The following is a 21,502-nucleotide window of genomic DNA, read 5'->3' as shown; positions in this document are numbered from 1 at the left end:
AAATTCTGGAGGCAGCACCACACAGCGCGGCACACGACACCATGTGCCGTCACCCGACAGCCCCACCCCACTCATGACGGAAACCACCAGGGCACCCCCCCCCCCCCCCCCCCCCCCCCCCGGGCCCCCCCCCCCCCCCCCCCCCAAAACCCCCCCCCCCCCCCCCCCCCCCCCCCCCCCCCCCGGGCGCCCCCCCCCCCCCCCCCCCCCCCCCCCCCCCGCGCCCCCCCGCCCCCCCCCCCCCGGGGCGCCCCCCCCCCCCCCCCCCCCCCCCCCCCGCGGCTCTGTCGTACTGAGGTGGTGCGTGAGGGGTCAGGCGGACTTCCTGCTGTCCCTCGGGTGCACGGCGATGTTCATGGCGCCGGAACGCAGCACCGCCAGCCGCTCGGCGAGTACTTCCTCGAGCTCCTCGCGGGTGCGCCGCTCCATGAGCATGTCCCAGTGCGTACGCGCAGGCTTGCCCTTCTTCTCCTCGGGGCCGTCCCCGTCCACCAGGAGTGCCATGGCGCCGCACGCCTTGCACTCCCACTCCGGCGGAATCTCCGCCTCTACCGAGAACGGCATCTCGAATCGATGTCCGTTCTGGCATGCGTACTCCACCGCCTGGCGCGGGGCCAGATCGATGCCGCGGTCCGTCTCGTAGCTGGTAACCACGAGTCGCGTGCCGCGGAGAGCTCGCTCACTCATGAATCGTGCCTCCCGGGCTTGTCGCCCACAGGACAGGTGTCGCTGTCGTCGTCATCCGGTCAACGTCCGGTCGGCGGCAAAGATTCCCGTTGCCGGTCATGCGTCGCCCGTCGTGCCGCTGCTTCTTAAGGTTTCCCAGGGTTCCAAGTACCCAGCAATGCCCGGATTGTCACATCTGGTGGAAGTTGTCACCCAACGGTTCTGTCTCTTCCACGCGCAGTAACGGTCCTCCGGGCAGGCCAAAGGCGTACACTACCGGCCTTTCACTTCAACGTCTAAATCCGTTCCGGTACGGGATTGCCCGCGGCGGCCACCGCCCGGCGTACCGGCACCCTCGCGAGCAGCGCGGCACCGACCACGAAGAAGATCACCAACGAGATGATCGCGTCCCGATAACTGCCGGTCAGCTGGAAGGCGAGCCCGAACACCAGCGGCCCCAGCCAGCTCAGCCCGCGGTCGCTCATCTCGTACGCGGAGAAGTACTCGGCCTCCTTGCCGCGCGGCACCAGGTGCGAGAAGAGCGAGCGCGAGAGCGCCTGGCTGCCGCCCAGCACCATGCCGATCGCCGCGGCCAGGGCGTAGAAGTAGACCGGTGCCCCGGAGGGGAGGAAGTATCCGGCGACGAGGATCAGCGTCCAGACCACGAGCGAGCCGAGGATCGTGCGCTTCGCGCCGTACGAGCGGGCCAGCCGCCCCATCCCCAGCGCCCCGGCCACCGCCAGCACCTGCACCAGCAGCACCGCCGTGATCAGCGTGGTCTGGTCGAGCCCCAGCTCCTCCGAGCCGTACACCGACGCCTGGGAGATCACCGTCTGCACGCCGTCGTTGTAGACGAGGTACGCCAGCAGGAAGGAGAGCGTCAGCGGATGGCGGCGCATGTCGCGCAGGGTGGCCAGCAGCTGCTTCCACCCCGAGCCGACCGCGCCCTCGCCGTTCGCCGCCACGCCCCGGTCGCGCAGCCGGCGCAGCGGTATCAGCGTGAAGGCGCCCCACCAGAGACCGGCCGAGGCGAGACAGATCCGCACCGAGTCGGACTCGGACAGGCCGAAGGAGTCGTGGCCCGTGTACAGGACCAGGTTCAGCACCAGGACCAGCGCGCCCGAGGTGTAGCCGAAGGCCCAGCCGCGCGAGGAGACCCGGTCCCGCTCGTCGGGCTCGGCGATCTGCGGCAGGTACGCGTTGTACAGCACCATCGACACCGAGATCGCCGCGTTCGCGACGATCAGCAGGAACGCGCCCAGCAGATAGCGGTGGCCGTCCAGGAAGAACATGCCGGTGGTCGCGGCGGCCCCGGTGTAGGCGGCGACCGCCAGCAGCGGCTTCTTGCGCCCCGTACGGTCGGCCGCGGCGCCCGCGATCGGCATCACGACCACGGCGAGCACGACCGACACCGAGACCGCGTACGCGAACAGCGAACCGGCCCTGACCGGAATGCCGAGCGGGTGCACGTACCCCTCGGCGTCCGCGGCCGCCTTGGCGATCGAGGTCAGATAGGGGCCGATGAAGACCGTCAGCACGCTCGTCGAATAGACGGAGCACGCGAAGTCGTAGAAATACCAGCCGCGCTGTTCGCGTCTGCGGCCCGCGGCCGCCTCCGCGTCCGGGCCCGCCGGTCCAGTGGTTTCCGCGGTCTCGGTGCTCAAGCCGCACCCCCTCGTATCGCCCCGTGAGGACCCCGCACGGCAGGCATCAGGCCCAGGCCCCCCGCTCGCTCAGCACCGTGCGCAGTGCCTCGATGTGATCGGTCATGATGCCATCCACGCCGAGGTCCAGGAGGGCCGCCATCCGTTCCGGTTCGTTCACCGTCCAGACGTGCACCTGGAGGCCGCGCGCGTGCGCCTCGCGCACGAAGCGGCGGTCGACCACCCGGATGCCGCTCTGGCTCTCCGGCACCTGCGCGCAGACCGCCCCGGCCCGCAGCGCCGCCGGTATCCCATACGAGCGCAGCCGCAGGGCGAGCACGCCCCGGACGCCGTAGGAGGTGGCGAGCCGGGGGCCCGCCAGCCGGTGCGCCCTGGCGACCCGCGCCTCCGAGAAGGAGCCCACGCACACCCGGTCCCAGGCGTTCGTCCGGCGGATCAGCCCGATCAGCGGCTCCAGCGCGGAGGCGGCCTTGAGGTCGACGTTCCAGCGGGCGTCGGGGAACGTCTCCAGCAGCTCCTCGAAGAGCGGCAGCGGCTCCCGGCCCGCCACCCTGGCCCGCCGCACCTCGCTCCACGGAAGCTCGGCGATCAGGCCGCGGGCGTCGGTGACCCGGTCCAGGGTGGTGTCGTGGAAGGCCACCAGCCGGCCGTCCGACGTGGTGTGCACATCGGTCTCGAAATAGCGGTACCCGGCGTCGGAGGCCCGGCGGAACGCCGCGACGGTGTTCTCGATCCCGTCCGCCGCACCGCCCCGGTGGGCGAAGGGGATCGGCGTGGGACGGTCCAGATAGGGGTGGCGTACTGAGGTCACCGCGGAAGTATCGCCTGCCCGGGTGGCGGAGGGGTGACGCAGGTGCCGCCGTCGCCCGGCGCGGGAGCGACGGGAGCCTCCCCGCCGGGCTCCCCGGCCCGGTCCTCCTCGTCGTCGGCGGGCTCCCGGCCGTCCGCGAAGATCCGCAGGAAGAACTGGGCGAGCGGGCCGATGGCCAGGGCGTACAGCACCGTGCCCACCCCGAGCGAACCGCCGAGCAGGAAGCCGCTCACCACCACCGCGACCTCGATCAGCGTCCGCATCAGCCGGATGGAGCGGCCGGTCCGCAGGTGCAGCCCGGTCATCAGCCCGTCGCGGGGGCCCGGCCCGAACCGCGCCGCGATGTACAGCCCGGTCGCGACACCGTTGAGCACGACCCCCGCGACCAGCACCGCGACCCGCGCGACCGGGCCGTGCAGGGCGGGGACGAACGCGAGCGTGCCGTCCATCGCGAGGCCGACCGCGAAGACGTTGGAGACGGTGCCGAGACCGGGCCGCTGCCGCAGCGGTATCCACAGCAGCAGCACCACGGCACCGACGACGATCGAGACGACCCCGATGGAGAGCCCGGTGCGCCCGGCGAGCCCCTGGTGCAGCACGCCCCAGGGCTCCAGCCCCAGACCGGCCCGGACCAGGAGCGCGGAGCTGGCCCCGTACAGCGCGAGACCGGCGTAGAGCTGGACCAGCCGGCGGGTGAGACGCGCCCCGCGAGGGGCGGAGGCGGTGGACAAGACGTACCCCCTGATGTGGTGGCGGCGGACTGCCGCATGTCACTCTGTGGCAGGGGATTGGCCGCCAACCATGGCCAATCCGAGGAAGGTGGACTGATTTCCATGGCCGAGTGGACTTCGGCGGTCGGGGCGGCCCAGCTGGCCCGACAGCTCCAGGCACAGCAGCCCCGCCCCGCCGGGCCGGGCACCCGCCGCCCGCCCGCCTACCGGGCGCTGGCCGACGGGGTCCGCCTGCTCGTACTGGAGGGCCGGGTGCCCGTCGCCGCCCGGCTCCCCGCCGAGCGCGAGCTGGCCCTCGCCCTCTCCGTGAGCCGCACCACCGTCGCCGCCGCCTACGAGGCGCTGCGCACCGAGGGGTTCCTGGAATCCCGCCGCGGGGCCGGCAGCTGGACGGCGGTGCCCGCGGGCAACCCGCTGCCCGCACGCGGTCTGGAACCGCTGCCCCCGGAATCCCTCGGCTCCCTGATCGACCTGGGCTGCGCCGCGCTGCCCGCCCCCGAGCCGTGGCTGACCCGGGCCGTGCAGGGCGCCATCGAGGAACTGCCGCCGTACGCCCACACCCACGGCGACTACCCGGCCGGGCTGCCCGCCCTGCGGCAGATGATCGCCGAGCGGTACACCGCGCGCGGGGTGCCGACCATGCCCGAACAGATCATGGTCACCACCGGCGCCATGGGGGCCATCGACGCGATCTGCCATCTCTTCGCGGGGCGCGGCGAGCGGATCGCGGTGGAGTCCCCGAGCTACGCCAACATCCTCCAGCTGATGCGGGAGGCGGGTGCCCGGCTGGTCCCGGTGGCGATGGAGGAGGGGCTCGGCGGCTGGGACCTGAACCGCTGGCGGCAGGTCCTGCGGGAGGCGGCACCGCGCCTCGCCTACGTCGTCGCCGACTTCCACAACCCGACCGGCGCCCTGGCCGACGAGGACCGGCGGCGCGCCCTGGTCGACGCGGCCCGCTCGGCCGGGACGGTCCTGGTCGTCGACGAGACCATGAACGAGCTCCGCCTCGATCCCGACGTGAGCATGCCGCGCCGGGTCTGCGCCTTCGACCCGGCGGGCTCCACCGTGATCACGGTCGGCTCGGCGAGCAAGGCGTTCTGGGCGGGACTGCGGATCGGCTGGGTGCGCGCCGCCCCGGACGTGATCCGCAGCCTGGTCGCCGCCCGCGCCTACGCCGACATGGGCACGCCCGTCCTCGAACAGCTCGCCCTGAACTGGCTGATGCGCACCGGGGGCTGGGAGGAGGCCGTGCGGCTGCGGCGGGAGCAGGCGCGGGAGAACCGGGACGCGCTGGTCGCCGCGGTCCGCCGGGAGCTGCCCGACTGGGAGTTCGCCGTCCCGAGCGGCGGCCTGACGCTCTGGGTGCGCACCGGCGGGCTCTCCGGGTCCCGGCTGGCGGTGGCCGGGGAGCAGGTCGGCGTACGGGTCCCGTCCGGCCCCAGGTTCGGTGTCGACGGCGCCTTCGAGGGGTATGTGCGGCTGCCGTTCACGGTCGCGGGGCCGGTCGCCGACGAGGCGGCGGTCCGGCTCGCGGCGGCGGCCCGGCTGGTCGGCTCGGGGACGGGCGCGGGGGCCGAGGCGCCGCGCACGTACGTCGCCTGACCGTGCGCGGCGCCCCGTCCGTCAGTCGGTGACCGCCAGGTTCTCGACGGTCACGGCGCGCGGCAGCAGGGGCTCCGGGACGCCCGTCGGCTCCGGGGCGGCGTCCCGCTCCGTCCCGGCCGCCGCGACCGCGTCCCGCCGCTCGGGGAGCAGCCCGAGCACCGCCTGCCGGTGCGCCTCGTCGGCCGTCTCGTCGTACGGGTCGGGCGTGGCCGGGACCTGGAGGCGCAGTACCGGACCGGTGCCGAGGCGCGCGTAGCCCCGGCCGGGCGGGCTCTCGGGGGCGGGCGTGGTGTCCGGCTCGGTGCCGAGCACCGACGCCACCTCCTCGCGGGAGCAGCGGCCGAGCACGACCCGGGCCCGCGCCTGCCTCCGGACGCCCTCGCCGAGGGCGTCCAGGCTGTCGAACTGGTCGGCCAGGACCACGGTGACGCCGGTCGCCCTGCCGTGCCGCAGCGGTGCCTGGAGCAGTTCCAGGGGGTCGGTGCGGCCGCCCATGGCGGTGGCGAGCCGGCGGAGGAGGCCGGGCCGGTCCAGCAGGATCCACAGCGGGCGCCGGATGTCGTCGGGCAGCGGCCGGCCGGCCTGCCGGGCCCGGCTCGCGGCGATCAGCCGCCGTTCCGTCTCGTGGGCGGCCCACTCCAGGGCCGTCAGCGCGCCGCCCGGTTCGCACTCCACGGCCAGTACGCCGTCCCGCCCGGCCAGACAGGCGTACTCGCCGGTCGCGGTGGCCTCGACGACCAGGACGTCGCCGTGCTGGAGCGCCTGGAGGGCGAGGGAGCGGAGCAGGGTCGTGGTGCCGCTGCCGGGCTGCCCGACCACCAGGAGATGCGGTTCGGTGGAGCGGGCGCCGGTCCGCCAGACGACCGGCGGGGCGTCGCGGGTGAGGTCGCCGTCGTGCACCGGGACCGTGCGCTGCACGGCCTCGCCGTCGGTGAAGCCCAGCACGGTCTCGCCGGGGGCGGTCACGAAGCGCTGGGCGCCGATGGAGGTGGGCAGGGCGCCGAGCACGTTCATGAGGAGCTGGTTGCCCTCCTCGTCCCAGGTGAAGCGGTACTCCCGGCTGCGGCCGGACTTGGCGTGCAGCAGCTGTTCGATCCGGGCGCGGGAGGCGGCCTCCCCGTCGGTGAAGCAGGCGGGGTACGTCACCCGGAGCCGGGTCGGCCGTCCGTCGCCGTCGAAGGCGTGGTCGCCGAAGGCCTTCGTCCAGTCCCCGCCGTGCGCGTACAGCGGGGCGGGGTCGTCGGGGACGCCGAAGTACGGCACGAGCGCCTCGTACAGGGAGCGCAGCCGTGCGGTCTCCGCCTCGTCGGGGCCGGTCCTCTCCACGGTCCGCTCCCGTCCCTTCCAGGCCGCGGCGCCCATCACCGTCACCAGGGCGATCAGCCCGCCGAACGGCATGACCGCCAGGGCGAACAGGCAGACCGCGACCGTGAACAGCGCGGGGCCGCGCTTGTCCTTGGGGGTCGCGGTCCACCTCTGCCGCCCGGCTGCGGCCAGCAGTCGCAGGCCACGGGTGATCGTGATCAGCGGCTGGAGGATGTCCGTGGCGTTGTCGGCGGCCGTGCGCGCGATCTCCCGGCTACGGGTGATCGGGGCGCTGCCGCTGCTCAGAATGCGGGGGAGTGGTCGCCGGGCCACGTCGGTCTCCTGAAGGGGTGGGAGCGGTCGCGGGGGTCAGAACTTGATCCCGCCCAGCAGGCCGGCGAGGCTCGCGCCGCCCGCGGTGATGCTCGGTGCGATGGCGGTGCCCGCCAGGTAGAAGCCGAACAGGGCGGTGACGAGGGCGTGCGAGGCCTTGAGTCCGTCCTTCCTGAAGAAGAGGAAGACGATGATGCCGAGGATGACAACGCCTGACATGGACAGGATCATGAGTGGTTCTCCTGGTTGGGGGGACGGTCACCATGAGTCCTTCCAGGTTCACCGGAAGTATCTATATGACAAAAGCTGCATTCGGGTGAAAAGTAATTGTTTTCACTGAACTGGTCCTCCGTGGGGTCCGCGGTGGCGGAACGTCCGGTGGCGGGCACGGCACCGTCCGTGATCCTTTGCCAGGGACGGCCCGGGTCGCGAGACCCGGGCGGGCAGTACCCTGTCGGTTCACTCGTACGGCCCCGTGGCGTACGTTCCGGCAGGCCGGCAGCGGTGCGGAAAGAGAAGAGAGAAAGGCGGCCCGTGCGATGAGCGAAACCCCCGACCCCGAGGTGGTCGAGCTGGCGACGAAGGTCTTCGACCTCGCCCGCCGCGGCGAGACGGACGCGCTCGCCGCGTACGTCGACGCGGGCGTCCCCGCGAACCTCACCAACGACCGGGGCGACTCGCTGCTGATGCTCGCCGCCTACCACGGCCACGCCGCCGCCGTCACGGCGCTCGTCGAGCGCGGCGCCGACCCGGGCCGGGCCAACGACCGGGGGCAGACGCCGCTCGCCGGTGCCGTCTTCAAGGGCGAGGACGCGGTGATCGACGCCCTGCTCGCCGGGGGTGCCGATCCGGCCGCCGGAACCCCCTCCGCCATCGACACCGCGCGCATGTTCGGCAAGGCCGACCTGCTGGAACGCTTCGGTGCCCGCTGACCGGGTACGCGGTAAATGTGGTCGCGGTGGCGAAATGGCTTGGGTCATCATGACGTCGCGGGCCCGGCTCCGGGCCACCGACGAGAGGCAGAGGGAAATGGTCTACAGCAAGCGGAAGACGAAGGTCGGACGAGCATGTTGCTGCGCGGCGTAGTGCCCACCCGGCACTTGGAACGGCACAGTCCCGGTCGCGTCGACAGCTTGATGTGAGGCATTTTCCATGTTTGATCCGTTCATAGCACCGAGCGGCACACTGCTCGGTCTGCTGCAGAGGGGCCGCGGCGACGGCACGCTCCACGCGCTCGCCGCCCCGCGCCCGGAGGCCCTGGCGGCCCTCAACCACTGCGTCCTGAGCGATCCGCGCCACGACTGGCAGGTGGAGAACCGCTCCCTCTACTACGCGCGCCTCTACCTCGACCTCGACGGAGGCATCGAGGAGATCGAGCGCCACCTGTGCGATCCCGACGACCACCTCGACACCGACGACTCGCGCACCGGGCTCGCCCTCGCCGTGCTCGGCCACCTGGCCGCGTACGGCCGTGACGACGCCCTGGCCCTGCTGCGGCGCTACGCGGCGACCGGTGCCAACTGGGCCTGGGCCCTGGACGAGCTGGCCCTGCGCGACGACGACGCGGGGCTCCGCAGCCTCGCCGTACCCGTGCTCGGCCGCTTCCCGGAGACCGCCGAGGGCGCCGCCGAACTGGCCTCGGTGGTGCGTGACGCCTACGAGCCCCGCCCCTGGCGGCTCTGGGCGGACGACCCGCGCGAGGAGGTCGGCGCCCGGGTCCGGGCCGCGTCGGAGCAGGGCTCGTTCGACCGCTGGCAGCGCCAGATGCGGCCCGGCGGACCCCGCCCCGGCTGGAGCGTGCGGGCCGTTTTCGACTGGGCCCAGCAGGGACTCGAACGCGGCAGCGTCCTGCACGCGCCCGCCGCCCGCTGCCTCGCCGCCGTCGCCGGGCCCGAGGACCGGCCCGCGATCGTCGAGGCCGCCCGCAGCGGTCCCGACGGCGCCCGCGGCGCCGCGCTGCACTACCTGGCGGAGGCCCGGGACCCGGCCGTGCTCGACCTGATCGAGGCCGCAGCGGTCTCCGCCTCGCGCACCGTCGCCGACGCGGCCGTCGCCGCCTTCGAGCGGATGTGCGGCGACGCGGCGGTGGAGCGTGCCCGGAGCTGGGCCCGGCGGCCCGACGCCCTCGGCGCCTCCGCGACCGGGGTGCTCGCCTGCCGGGGCGGCGCCCAGGACGCGAAGGTGGTCCTCGCCGCGCTCCGCGAGGCCGTGCGCGGCGAGGGGCCGGACGAGCCCCGCCTCTGGACGCTGGTGGACGGCGCCGGGCGGCTGGAGATCGCCTGCGCCGCCCCCGTGCTCCGGCACATCTACCGCGAGACCTCCTCCTCGCACCTGCGCGGCCGGACGGCCCGCGCCCTGGCCGCCACCGACCCCTCGTTCGCCACCGGCTTCGCCGTCGAATGCCTCTGGGACTGCGAGGAGACCACCCGGGAGGTCGCCGCGCTCCACGCGGAGACCGGCGACATCAGGGTCGCCGAGCGGCTGCGCCGCCTCGCCGCCGACCCCGCCGAGGAGGCCGAGGTGCAGACGGCGGTACGCAGCCGGATCGGCCCCGACGCCCCGGCGGTCTGACCGGGGCACCCACAGCGACGCGCGTCGGGGGGCGCGCGGCGCACAGCACGGCCGGCCCACCGGCCCCGTACCCCTTCCGCCCCCGCCCTCTTGGCCGTCGGCCGCGCCGCGCGCCAGTATGGGGGGATGACCGGAGGCTGGGAGTTCTGGATCGACCGGGGCGGCACCTTCACCGACGTCGTCGGCCGGGCCCCCGACGGACACCTGGTCACCCGCAAGCTGCTCTCCCACGACCCCGGGCGCCACCGCGACGCCGCCGTGGCCGGGATCCGGGCCGTACTCGGCCTCCGCCCCGACGAACCCGTCCCCGCCGACCGGATCGCCGCCGTACGGATCGGCACCACCGTCGCCACCAACGCCCTGCTGGAACGGCACGGCGAACCCACCGTCCTGGTCGTCACCGAGGGCTTCCGGGACGCCCTGCGCATCGCCTACCAGAACCGGCCCCGCCTCTTCGACCGGCACATCGTGCTCCCCGAGGACGTCTACGAGCGGGTGATCGAGGTCCCCGAGCGGATCGACGCCCACGGCCGGACCATCACCCCCCTGGACCGGGCGGCCGTCACCGAGCGGCTGCGCGCCGCCCGCGCCGCCGGGCTGCGCAGCGCCGCCGTCGTCCTGATGCACGGCTACCGCCACCCCGGGCACGAGCGGGCCGTGGCCGACGCCGCCCGCGAGGCGGGCTTCACCCAGGTCAGCTGCTCGCACGAGGTGAGCCCGCTGATCAAACTCGTACCGCGCGGCGACACCACCGTCGTCGACGCCTACCTCTCGCCGATCCTGCGCCGCTACGTCGACCAGGTCGCCGGTGAACTCGACGGCATCCGGCTGCTGTTCATGCAGTCCAACGGCGGCCTGCGCGAAGCCGCCCGGTTCCGGGGCAAGGACGCCGTGCTCTCCGGCCCCGCGGGCGGCGTGGTCGGCATGGCCCGCACCTCCGAGCAGGCCGGGTACGACCGGGTCATCGGCTTCGACATGGGCGGCACCTCCACCGACGTGTCCCACTACGCGGGCACGTTCGAACGCGAACTCGGCACCCAGGTCGCCGGGGTGCGGATGCGCGCCCCGATGATGAGCATCCACACCGTCGCGGCCGGCGGCGGCTCCGTCCTCCACTTCGACGGCCGCCGCCAGCGGGTCGGCCCCGACTCGGCGGGCGCCGTCCCCGGCCCGGCCTGCTACCGCCGCGGCGGCCCGCTCACCGTCACCGACGCCAATGTGCTGCTCGGCCGGGTGCAGCCCGGCTACTTCCCGGCCGTCTTCGGCCCCGGCGGCGACCTCCCGATCGACGCCGACCTGGTCCGCGAACGCTTCGGGACGCTCGCCGACGAGATCGGCCGCGCCACCGGCGCCCGGCACACGGCCGCCGGGACCGCCGCCGGATTCCTGGAGATCGCCGTCCTCAACATGGCGAACGCGGTCAAGAAGATCTCCGTGCAGCGCGGACACGACATCACCCGCTACGCCCTGACCGGCTTCGGCGGCGCGGGCGGCCAGCACGTCTGCGCCGTCGCCGACTCCCTGGGCATCGACACCGTGCTCGTACCACCGCTCGCCGGGGTGCTGTCCGCGTACGGCATCGGCCTCGCCGACGCCACCGCGATGCGCGAGCGGTCGGTGGAGACGGAACTGACCCCGGCGACCGAGGCCGAGGTCCGGGACGTCTGCGCGGAACTGGCCGCCGCCACCCGTGCCGACCTGCGCGCCGACTCCGTGCCCGACCACGCGATCCGCACCCGCGCCCGGGTCCTGCTGCGCTACGCCGGTACGGACTCGGGCCTCCCCGTCGACCTGGACACCGCGCCCGCCATGGCCGCCGCCTTCACCGCCGAGCACCGCGCCCGCTACGCCTTCACCATGGACAAGCCCCTGGTCGTCGAGGCCGTGACGGTCGAGGCGACCGGCGACGCGGACCGCCCCGCCGCACCCCCGGCCGGCCCCCCGCCCCGCACCCGCACCACACCCCGCCCGCACGACGCCGTGCGGATGTACGCCGAGGGCCGCTGGCAGGACACCCCGCTCCACCTGCGGGCGGAACTGCGCCCCACCGACACCGTGACCGGCCCCGCCGTCATCGCCGAGGCGGACGCCACCACCGTCGTCGACCCCGGCTGGCAGGCCGCCGCCACCGGGACCGGGCACCTGCTGCTGACCCGGGCCCGCCCGCGCCCGGACCGCACCGCCGTCGGCACCCGGGTCGACCCCGTCCTGCTGGAGGTCTTCAACAACCTCTTCATGTCGATCGCCGAGCAGATGGGCGTGCGCCTGGAGAACACCGCGCACTCCGTCAACATCAAGGAACGGCTCGACTTCTCCTGCGCCCTGTTCGACGCGGACGGCAACCTGATCGCCAACGCCCCGCACATCCCCGTCCACCTCGGCTCGATGGGGGAGTCCATCAAGGAGGTGCTGCGGCGCAACAGGGGCACCATGCGCCCCGGCGACGCCTATGCCGTCAACGACCCGTACCACGGCGGCACCCATCTGCCGGACGTCACGGTGGTCACCCCGGTCTTCGGCCCGGACGACGGCGAACACCCGCGCTTCCTGGTCGCCTCCCGGGGCCACCACGCCGAGATCGGCGGCATCACCCCCGGCTCCATGCCCGCCTTCAGCCGCACCGTCGACGAGGAGGGCGTGCTGTTCGACAACTGGCTGCTGGTACGCGACGGCAGGTTCCGCGAGGACGAGACCCGCGCCCTGCTCACCGGCGCCAGGTACCCCTCCCGCGACCCGGAGGCCAACCTCGCCGACCTGCGCTCCCAGATCGCCGCCAACGAGAAGGGCATCGCCGAACTCCGCCGCATGACCGACCAGTTCGGCCCCGACGTGGTCGCCGCGTACATGGGACACGTCCAGGACAACGCCGAGGAGTCCGTCCGCCGGATCGTCGCCGGCCTCCACGACGGCGCCTACCGCTACGAGACCGACAACGGCGCGGTCATCGCGGTCTCCGTCACCGTCGACCGGGAGGCCCGCGGCGCGGTCGTCGACTTCACCGGCACCTCGCCCCAGCAGCCCGGCAACTTCAACGCGCCGCGCTCCGTGGTCATGGCGGCCGTGCTCTACGTCTTCCGCACCCTGGTCGCCGAGGACATCCCGCTCAACAGCGGCTGCCTGAAACCCCTGGAGATCAGGATCCCGGAGGGCTCCATGCTGTCCCCGGCCCACCCGGCGGCCACCGTCGCGGGCAACGTGGAGACCTCCCAGGCCGTCACCGGGGCCCTGTACGGCGCCCTCGGGATCCAGGCCGAGGGCTCGGGCACCATGAACAACCTCACCTTCGGCAACGAACACGTCCAGTACTACGAGACCGTCGCCAGCGGCTCGGGCGCGGGCGACGGCTTCGACGGCACCGACGCTGTACAGACCCACATGACCAACTCCCGCCTCACCGACCCCGAGATCCTCGAATGGCGCTACCCCGTCCTGCTGGAGAGCTTCCGGATCCGCGACGGCAGCGGCGGCCGAGGGCTCCGGCACGGCGGCCGGGGCGTGGAGCGGCGGCTCCGCTTCCTGGCACCCGTCACCGCCACCCTGCTCTGCGGCCACCGCCGGGTCCCGCCGTACGGCATGGCGGGCGGCGGACCGGGCGCGCTCGGCGACCAGCACGTCGAGCACCCCGACGGACGGCCCGACACCCCCCTGCACGGCTGCGACACCGCCGAACTGGAGCCGGGCGACGTCCTGGTGCTGCGCACCCCCGGCGGCGGGGGCTACGGAGCCGCGCCGGAGGCGCCCCGGCAGGAGGACGACGGCCGTCCCGGCAGCGCGTAAAATATGCCCGGTGTCTCGCGCGCGGGTCGCTTCTGCGCCGTTTCGACCGTTGTCGGTGCGAGGACCTAATCTGTGCACCGTGACTTCGCCTGCCTACACGGACAACGCCGCGCCCCAGCTCGGCGCGGGGCCGCGGCCCGCCCCGGGCCCGGCCGCCGACGAGGGGCTCTCGCGGCGGCTGCGCGCCCTCGCCTGCACGGCGCCGCTGCACGACCTCGACGTACGCAAGGCGAACCTGGCCGGTGAGTACACGGTCTACGCGATGGCCGAGGTGGCCCTCGCCGCGATCGACCTGGTCACCCTCAACATGGACTTCGACACCGGGGCCGACCATGACCAGATAGTGACCAGGCTGCTCCCGCGCGTCGCCGCCCAGGCCCCGCACCGCCCGGCGGCCGAGCACGAGCGCGTCGCGCGCTGGGTGCTGGAGAACCTGATCAACGTCGGCAGCGTGGACCGGGGATTCCGCGCGGTCTACGGCACCTTCGGCCCCGACGGGGTCTACGTCCGCCGCGACTACGACTTCAAGCTGATCGAGGAGGTCCCCGGCCACGGCGGCACGGTCTACCTCCGCGCCACCGACGAGGCGGTCAACGTCCTGGTCGGCGCCCTCGACACGGACGTCACCAGCGCCCAGATCGCCGCCGAGGTCAAGCTGGAGGTCCTCATCAGCCGGGGCCGCCTCGCCGACGCCCAGCTCGCCGCCGAGCAGGCCCGCTACCGCACCGTCCAGTACGCGGAGACCCTCCGCAAGACCCTGGAGGCCACCCGGCGCAACGTCCGCGCCGTCGACTGGCTCAACGCCGTGCCCGACATGATCGCCGAGGCGCTGGACCACGTGGCCGACCGCTACCGCCACGAGAACGCGATCCTCACCAACATCCGCAAGGCGCGCGACGAGGCGGAGGAGCCCGAGCACAAGCGCCGCGCCGCCGAGCTGGTCGACATCGTCAAGGACTGCATCCGCCGCCACACCCAGCTCCAGTCCCGCCTCCTGGAGGCCGGACCGCTCTTCCGCGCCGAGCAGGACCGGCAGGCCTTCGCCACCCCCGCCGCCCGCACCGGGCTCGACCTGTACGGCCAGCTGGTCGCCCCGCTCCTGCCGCTCCCCGTCGAGCGGGCGATCCGCGTCACCGACGCCTTCTTCGCCCACGGCACCGGTCTGCGCACCCCCGTCTCGGTGCGGGTGGGCGACCTGGTCGAGATGCTGCTCACCCCGCCCCTGGAGCGGGAGCACCTGGGTGTGGAGATGCCCGAGCCCGACCTGATCGCCACCCCCGACGACAGCAGATTCAGCGAGGAGCAGCTCGCCGCCGCCATGGAGCTGCTGGACCTGGAGCACGACGCCCCGCGCCGTCTGTCCGGGCTCCTCGCCGAGGCCCGGCGCCGCGACGACGACCTGCCCTACCTGGTCGCCCTGCTCGCGGTGCACGCCGCGAGCCCGCCGGTCGGCACCGCCTACCGCCAGGGCGAGCGGCGGCTGCTGTTCTCCGTCGACGACGGCACCCCGCTCGACGACCCCGAGTTCGGCGGCGCCGACCTGATCGTGGGCACGGCCCTGCTGGACGCGGCCGGGATGGCCGCGGACCGCTCGGAGGCGTCATGAGCGCCGCACCGCCCCGGGCCCTCCAGACAGCAGCCCGCGCCGCCCACCCCGTACCGAAGTGTTTCCGCAACAAGGAGCGACAGCCGTGAGCGAGCACCGCGCACCGCACGACGACGCGTGGAGCGAGCAGGCCACCGCGTACCCCGTCGAGGGCCCCGCCGAACAGCCCGGCCCCGCCGCCGCACCCCCCGTCACCCCGGCCGACGCGGCCGACGCCGCCCGGCTCGTCGCCTTCGGCCTCCAGCCCAAGCTGCTGCCCGCCCGCGACGCCGAGTACGCCGAACTGCTCCGCCGCTACCGGGACGAGCCCGCCTTCGCCCGGCTCGCCGACGCCGTGGCGACCGGGCTCGGCCTGGTCGTCCTGGAGGTCTCCACCCGCGCCGGCATGGCCGTGACCGCCGCCGAGGACTCCGTCTTCGCCGTCCGCATGGGCGACTACGCCCGCCGTGCCTCCTCCGACTCCGCCGACCGCTTCCTGCACGGGCTCGCCCACCTCGCCGTCGCCGCGATGGCCTTCCCCCGCCCCGAGGACCTCGCCGACGACGCGTACATCGGCCGGATCACGGTCAACGGCGTCGACTCCTTCGTCCGCCAGGCCTGCCACCGCCTGGAGGAACGCGCCGCCGAGCACGGCGACAACACCGACCCCGCCACCGACGCCCCCGGGCTGGAGGCGGCCTGGCGGATCTACGCCCGCCGCAGCTCCACCGGCGCCACGAAGGACGCCCGGCGGCTGGCCGGCTCCACCACCGGCATCGTCGGCAAGGCCGTCGCCTTCCTCACCGACTCCGGCTTCCTCCAGCGCACCGGGGACGACGCCGGAGGCGCCTTCCGCACCACCGCCCGCTACCAGCTCCAGGTCCGCGACATGGCCGGCGCCGCCGCCATGGCCGAACTGCTGGAGCTCGGCGTCGTACCGGTCACCGACGGCACCGCGACCCTGCTCCCGCCGCCCGGTACCGACGACCTGGAACTGGCCGCCGACGCCGGCCTGCCCTTCCACGCCTGACCGGGCACCCCACCGCTTCCCCCTTGCCTGCCGCTGTCTGAACGACGAGAGTCCGCCGCCATGTACGAGCTGTCCCGGGTCCGCCTCTACTCCATCGGGCCTGCCGGTGCACGCTACGCCGATACCGTGCTCGACCTGCGCGGAGTGGGCGAACCCGTGCCCAACCCCGCACCGGCCCAGGCGGAGTTCTTCGAGGAGGAGCCGGTCGGCCCGCCGCGCCGACCCGCCCCCGCCGGCGTGCTCTTCCTGGAGAACGGCGGCGGCAAGTCGGTGCTGCTGAAGCTGATCTTCTCGGTGATGCTCCCCGGCCACCGCAACACCCTCGGCGGCGCCAGCTCCGGCGTGCTGCGCAAGTTCCTCCTCGCCGACGACTGCGGGCACGTGGCCCTGGAGTGGCAGCACACCCTCACCGGGGAGTGCGTGGTCGTCGGCAAGGTCAGCGAATGGCGTGGCCGCCAGGTCTCCAACGACCCCCGGAAGTTCGCCGAGGCCTGGTACTCCTTCCGCCCCGGCCCCGGCCTCGGCCTGGACTCCCTGCCGGTCGCCGAGGCCACCTCCGTACGCCCGTCGGCCGAAGGCGTCTCCGGCGCGCGCGGCAGGCGCCGCACGATGAAGGGCTTCCGCGACGCCCTCACCGAGGCGGGCAAGTTCTACCAGCACCTCGACGTGCACTGGGAAGAGATCCACGACCGCTGGAACGAACACCTCGGCGACCTCGGCCTCGACCCCGAACTCTTCCGCTACCAGCGCGAGATGAACGCCGACGAGGGCGAGGCGGCCGGACTCTTCGCGGTCAAGAAGGACTCCGACTTCACCGACCTGCTGCTGCGCGCCGTCACCGACACCCGCGACACCGACGGCCTCGCCGACCTGGTGAGCGGCTTCGGCAACAAGCTGGGCCGCCGCGCCGAGCTGACCGCCGAACGCGACTTCACCGCGGGCTCCGTCGACCTCCTCGGCCGGATCGTGGAGGCCGCGCGGACCCGCTCCCGCACCCGGGACGTCCACGCGGGCGCCGAACGCCGCACCCGTACGCTCGCCCGCAGGCTCTCCGCCCGCGCCGTCGAGGAACGCGGCCGCACCGCCGAGCTCGCCCAGCAGGTGACCGCCGCCGCGCACACCGTGACCACTGCCGAGCAGGACCGCGGCCGCAGCGCCCTGATCGCCGCCGAACTGGCCTACCGGCACGCCTCCCTGGCCCTGACCGCCGCAGAGAAGGGCGCCGCCGCCCAGCGCCGCGAGCTGACCGACGCCCGCACCCTGCACTCCGCCTGGCAGGCCGCCGAGGCGGTGCTCCGCCACCGCGCCGCCGCCGACCGATCCGCCCGGGTCGCCGTCGCCATCCGCGAGGCCGAACGGGACGCCGCGCCCGCCCTCGCCGCCCGGGCCACGGCCGCCGCCGACCTCGTCCAGGCCCTGCACACCGCCGCCGAGGCCGGCGAGACCCGCGCCAACGAGGAGGAGGAGCGCTCCGCCACCCTCCAGACCGAGGGCGAGCGGGCCCACCGCGACGCCACCACCGCCGCCACCGAGGCCCAGCGCGCCCGCAGCGAGGCCGGGCACCTGCGCCAGCGCCTCGCCGAGGTCGAGCAGGAGACCGCCCAGGCGGTACGGGCCGGCTGGCTCGACGACACCGCGCCGGACGCCGACCCGGCCCGGGCCGCCCTCGCCGCGAGCGACGCCGAGACCTCGGCCGTCGCCGCCTGGGACACCGCCCGGGAGGCCGCCCGCGCCGCCGCCGACACGGCCCGGGAGGCGGCCGCGTCCGAGAGCCGCGCCGAGCTCGCCGCCGCCCGCGCCGCCGACGCCGCCCACGCCGCGGAACAGGCCCACGGGGCCGAGCTCAGGACCGCCGAGTCGATCGCCGCCGACCCCCGGCTGGCCGACCTGCTCGGACTGCCCGCGCACCCCGGCACCGGCGTGCCCCGGCCCCGCAGCGGCGCGGGCGGCCCGGAGCCGGACGCCCCGCACGGCACCGGCACCGACCGGCGCCCCGCCGGGGAACCGGCCGGCGGCCCCGCCGAGCCGGGCGGCACGGCCCCGGCCGCACCGGGCACCGGAACCGGCACCGCCGTCGCCGAGCAGACCACCGGCCAGGAACAGCCCTTCACCGCCCAGGAGCTGGACCGGAGCGCCGACGAACTGCGCGAGCTGCTCGACCGGTCCATCACCGCCGCCGAACGCCGCCTCTTCGAGCTGCGCACCGCCGCCGCCGACGACTCCCGCATCCTCGGCGCGCTCGGCGACGGCGGGCTGCTGCCCCCGTCGCCCGACGTCCTCGCCACCGTCGAGTACCTCGGCGAGCACGGCATCCCCGCCCTGCCCGGCTGGCGCTACCTCGCCCAGGCCGTCGACCCCGCCGACCACGCGGCCGTCCTCGCCGCCCGCCCCGAGCTGGTCGACGGCGTGGTCATCACCGACCCCGACTCGCACGCCCGGGCCCGCGAGGTGCTGAGCGGAGCCGCGCTGCTGCCGCGCTCCGCGGTCGCCGTCGGCACCGCCGCCGCCCTGCTCGCCCCCGTCCCGCCCACCGGCACCGGCCCGGCCGCGGACACCGAGGGCGTGTTCCTGGTCCCGCCGAACCCGGCGATGCACGACGAGCACGCGGCCGACGAGGAACGACAGGCCCTCAGGAGCCGCACCGCCGCCCGCGACGAGGACATCCGCGCCCTCGCTGCCCGCCTCGCCGGGGACCGCACCCTGGCCGCCCGGATCGGCTCCTGGCGGGCCGACTGCCCGCCCGGCATGCTCGCCGAGCTCGCCGAGGCCGCCCGCACCGCCCGTACCCTCGCCGGGACCGCCGAGGCCGAGCTGGCCGAGGCCCGTACGGTGCGCGCCGAGGCGGACGAGGCGGCCGCCGACACCGCCCGGGTCCGCGAGGAGCGCCAGGAGACCGCCCAGCGCGCCCGCCGCGCCGCCGACGCCCTCGCCGGCCTCGCGCACCGGCTCCGCGAACGGGCGGGCTGGCAGCTCAAGCTCCGTGGACTCACCGACGAGGCCGCCGAGTCAGAGGCCCGCGCCGCCACCTTCCTGGAGCGCGCCCGCGCCGCCGACGAGGACCGCCGCGCCGCCCAGCGCGCCGCCGACGACGCCCGCCGCACCGCCCGCGCCCTGCGCGCCGAACGGGCGGAGATCGCCGGCGCCCCCGAGCAGCTCCCGGAGCCCGACGGCGACCGCCCGCGCCCCGCCCTGCCCGCACTGCGCGAGGCGTACCGGGCCGCCTCCCAGCTGTACGAGAAGGTCGGCGTCGGCGCCGACCTCCGCGCCGAGCAGGCCCGCGCGGAGAGCGACGAGAGCGCCGCCCTCGCCGAGCTCGACCGGCTCACCAACAAGGTCCGCACCCGCGCCGCCCAGCTCCTCGAATCCACCGACGGCGCGGACGGCCCCTCCCGGCAGGCCGCCGCCGCCCGCGCCGAATCCCTCGTCCAGCTCCTGGAGACCCGGGCCTCCACGGCGAGCGAGCAGCTCGGCCGGCTCCGCGGCGAGGCCGAGCGGCTCGCTCCGGCCGACGGCGAGCCCCACCACACCGAACTCCCCGAGGAGCTCGTCCCCGTCGACGCCGAGCAGGCCCAGATCCTGCTGCGCACCGCCACCGCCGAGCTCGCCGCCGCCACCGCGACGCTGGACACCGCCCGCGCCGCCCACGCCGAGCTGCTGCACGCCCACCGCACCGCGGAGGACTCGGCGGGCGGTTTCGACGAGACGGCGGCCCTCCTGCGCGACCTGCTCAGGGACCACGGCGCGGAGGACGACCCCGAGACCCCCGAGCCCTACCCCGGCAGCCTCGGCGAGGCCCGGCAGTCCGCCGCCGAGGCCCGGCGCTCGCTGCGCGGCTGCGCCGCCGACCTGTCCGCCGCCGAGAGCGCCGTACGGGAGGCGGGCGACGTCCTCGTACGCCACGCAAACGCCACCCGATACGAGCAGGTACGCACCCCCGCCCGGCAGCAGATCCGCGAGCTGCCCGCCTCGGCGCTGCCCGAGCACGCCGAGAAGTGGGCCGCCGCCTTCGCCCCCCGGCTCCGGGTGCTCACCGACGAACTGGCCCAGCTGGAACGCAACCGCGACTCCATCGTCGACCGGCTCCGCGGCCTCGTGGAGTCCGCCCTCACCACCCTCCGCTCGGCCCAGCGCCTCTCCCGGCTCCCCGAGGGCCTGGGGGAGTGGTCCGGCCAGGAGTTCCTCCGCATCCGCTTCGAGGAGCCCGACCAGGCGACGCTCACCGAACGGCTCGGCGAGGTCGTCGACGAGGCGACCCGGGCCGCGCTGAAGAAGAACTCCGACCTGCGCCGGGACGGCATGTCCCTGCTGTTGCGCGGTGTGCAGGCCGCCCTGGAGCCCAGGGGCATCGCCGTGGAGATCCTCAAGCCGGACGCGGTGCTGCGCGCCGAGCGCGTACCGGTCGGGCAGATGGGCGACGTCTTCTCCGGCGGTCAGCTGCTCACCGCGGCCATCGCCCTCTACTGCACGATGGCCGCACTGCGCAGCAACGACCGGGGCCGCGACCGGCACCAGCACCGCCACGCGGGCACCCTGTTCCTGGACAATCCCATCGGCCGCGCCAACGCCACCTACCTGCTGGAGCTCCAGCGCGCGGTGTCGGACGCCCTGGGCGTGCAGCTGCTGTACACGACGGGGCTCTTCGACACCACCGCGCTCGCCGAGTTCCCGCTGGTCATCCGGTTGCGCAACGACGCCGACCTGCGGGCCGGGCTGAAGTACATCAGCGTGGAGGAGCATCTGCGCCCCGGGCTGCCGCAGCAGGACCCGAACGGCGAGACGGTGCACGGCGAGATCACCGCCACCCGGATGTTCAAGCGGGCCGCCACCGCCGATCCCGGCGGAGCGTAGGCCGCGTCGGGCGGCGCGCGGCGCTCAGGCCCCGGAGAGGCTCTCCGGGGCCCGGCGGCGTATCCGGGCCTCGTCCCGCTGCGCCGCCCGCGCCGCCCGCCGTGCCCTGCGCCGCTCCCGGCGCAGCCGCCGTGCCGAACTGCTCGGCACGGAGACCACGCCGTTGCGCTGGTTCCACACCTGCCGGGTCACCCAGACGTCCAGCACCGACCAGGTCGCGACCACGGTGCTGGCCACACCGCTGAGCACCATCGGGAAGGCCAGCCAGGAATCGGTCAGCGTGCACAGGAACGCCACCATGGCCTGAATGATCGTCAGCGACATGATGATCACGGCACGCACCGCGGAGCCGCGCACCGGGTCGGGCATCCGCCACCGGGTCGCCGGCTCCTCCACCCACAGCTGCTGGCGCGGGACCCTGGCCCCGCCCCCGGCCGCACCCGCCGCCCCGGCCGGTGCCGAAGACACCGCGCCGCGACGCTGTTCCGTTTCCAAGGACCCTCAACTCCCCACCACTGTCCGACTTCAGGGCTGCCGCCCGGAACGCTCCACGATCTGTGAGCGCGGTGGACCGCT

At 74.8% G+C, this 21,502-nt stretch carries 14 protein-coding genes; 7 read left to right on the top strand and 7 right to left on the bottom strand.

The window, feature by feature from the left end; all coding sequences use genetic code 11:
• Positions 1–312: 312 nt before the first annotated feature.
• The 4 genes from ACIQGQ_RS36145 to ACIQGQ_RS36130 all read right to left on the bottom strand — a co-directional run bounded on the left by ACIQGQ_RS36145 (position 313) and on the right by ACIQGQ_RS36130 (position 3,872).
• Positions 313–687 (bottom strand): RNA polymerase-binding protein RbpA, encoded by a 375-nt coding sequence (locus ACIQGQ_RS36145; RefSeq protein WP_007262928.1) that lies wholly within the window; start codon positions 685–687, stop codon positions 313–315.
• Positions 688–962: 275 nt separating this feature from the next.
• A complete protein-coding gene (locus ACIQGQ_RS36140) occupies positions 963–2,330 on the bottom strand; it encodes an MFS transporter (protein WP_402404604.1) in 1,368 nt (455 codons plus the stop codon).
• Between the two features lie 46 nt (positions 2,331–2,376).
• Positions 2,377–3,141 carry a glycerophosphodiester phosphodiesterase gene (locus ACIQGQ_RS36135; protein WP_402404602.1) on the bottom strand — a complete coding sequence of 255 codons (765 nt, stop codon included), beginning with the start codon at positions 3,139–3,141 and terminating at the stop codon, positions 2,377–2,379.
• Positions 3,138–3,872: a YitT family protein gene (locus ACIQGQ_RS36130; protein ID WP_402404599.1), complete on the bottom strand. Its 735-nt coding sequence runs from the start codon at positions 3,870–3,872 to the stop codon at positions 3,138–3,140. The genes ACIQGQ_RS36135 and ACIQGQ_RS36130 overlap by 4 nt, the downstream gene beginning before the upstream one ends.
• A gap of 102 nt (positions 3,873–3,974) precedes the next feature.
• Between ACIQGQ_RS36130 and ACIQGQ_RS36125 the strand changes: the two genes are divergently transcribed.
• A complete protein-coding gene (locus tag ACIQGQ_RS36125; protein WP_402404597.1) occupies positions 3,975–5,474 on the top strand; it encodes a PLP-dependent aminotransferase family protein in 1,500 nt (499 codons plus the stop codon).
• 21 nt (positions 5,475–5,495) lie between these two features.
• Here the strand turns inward: ACIQGQ_RS36125 and ACIQGQ_RS36120 are convergent, their stop codons facing one another.
• Both ACIQGQ_RS36120 and ACIQGQ_RS36115 read right to left on the bottom strand, forming a co-directional pair.
• Positions 5,496–7,115 carry a hypothetical protein gene (locus tag ACIQGQ_RS36120; protein WP_402404594.1) on the bottom strand — a complete coding sequence of 540 codons (1,620 nt, stop codon included), beginning with the start codon at positions 7,113–7,115 and terminating at the stop codon, positions 5,496–5,498.
• Positions 7,116–7,151: 36 nt separating this feature from the next.
• Entirely contained in the window at positions 7,152–7,346 is a 195-nt protein-coding gene (locus ACIQGQ_RS36115) for a hypothetical protein (protein ID WP_018103962.1), read from the bottom strand.
• Between the two features lie 308 nt (positions 7,347–7,654).
• Between ACIQGQ_RS36115 and ACIQGQ_RS36110 the strand changes: the two genes are divergently transcribed.
• From ACIQGQ_RS36110 to ACIQGQ_RS36085, 6 genes are all read left to right on the top strand, one after another.
• Positions 7,655–8,047, top strand: coding sequence for an ankyrin repeat domain-containing protein (locus ACIQGQ_RS36110; protein ID WP_402404591.1), 393 nt, complete (start codon positions 7,655–7,657; stop codon positions 8,045–8,047).
• Between the two features lie 220 nt (positions 8,048–8,267).
• Complete coding sequence (locus ACIQGQ_RS36105; RefSeq protein ID WP_402404588.1) at positions 8,268–9,686, top strand: HEAT repeat domain-containing protein; 1,419 nt, start codon at positions 8,268–8,270, stop codon at positions 9,684–9,686.
• 126 nt (positions 9,687–9,812) lie between these two features.
• Entirely contained in the window at positions 9,813–13,463 is a 3,651-nt protein-coding gene (locus ACIQGQ_RS36100; RefSeq protein WP_402404585.1) for a hydantoinase B/oxoprolinase family protein, read from the top strand.
• A 79-nt stretch (positions 13,464–13,542) separates the two neighbouring features.
• Positions 13,543–15,069 carry a hypothetical protein gene (locus tag ACIQGQ_RS36095; RefSeq protein ID WP_402404583.1) on the top strand — a complete coding sequence of 509 codons (1,527 nt, stop codon included), beginning with the start codon at positions 13,543–13,545 and terminating at the stop codon, positions 15,067–15,069.
• Between the two features lie 85 nt (positions 15,070–15,154).
• The gene (locus ACIQGQ_RS36090) at positions 15,155–16,078 is read left to right on the top strand and encodes a hypothetical protein (protein WP_402404580.1); all 924 of its coding nucleotides are present in this window, start codon (positions 15,155–15,157) and stop codon (positions 16,076–16,078) included.
• A 60-nt stretch (positions 16,079–16,138) separates the two neighbouring features.
• Positions 16,139–20,926 carry a hypothetical protein gene (locus ACIQGQ_RS36085; RefSeq protein WP_402404578.1) on the top strand — a complete coding sequence of 1,596 codons (4,788 nt, stop codon included), beginning with the start codon at positions 16,139–16,141 and terminating at the stop codon, positions 20,924–20,926.
• A gap of 24 nt (positions 20,927–20,950) precedes the next feature.
• Here ACIQGQ_RS36085 and ACIQGQ_RS36080 read toward each other — a convergent pair whose 3' ends face one another.
• Positions 20,951–21,394: a hypothetical protein gene (locus ACIQGQ_RS36080; protein WP_402404576.1), complete on the bottom strand. Its 444-nt coding sequence runs from the start codon at positions 21,392–21,394 to the stop codon at positions 20,951–20,953.
• Positions 21,395–21,502: the final 108 nt, after the last annotated feature.

The sequence above is a fragment of the Streptomyces sp. NPDC092952 genome (assembly GCF_044754785.1).
GTDB lineage: Bacteria > Actinomycetota > Actinomycetes > Streptomycetales > Streptomycetaceae > Streptomyces.
This window is presented reverse-complemented; position numbering and strand designations above follow the sequence as displayed.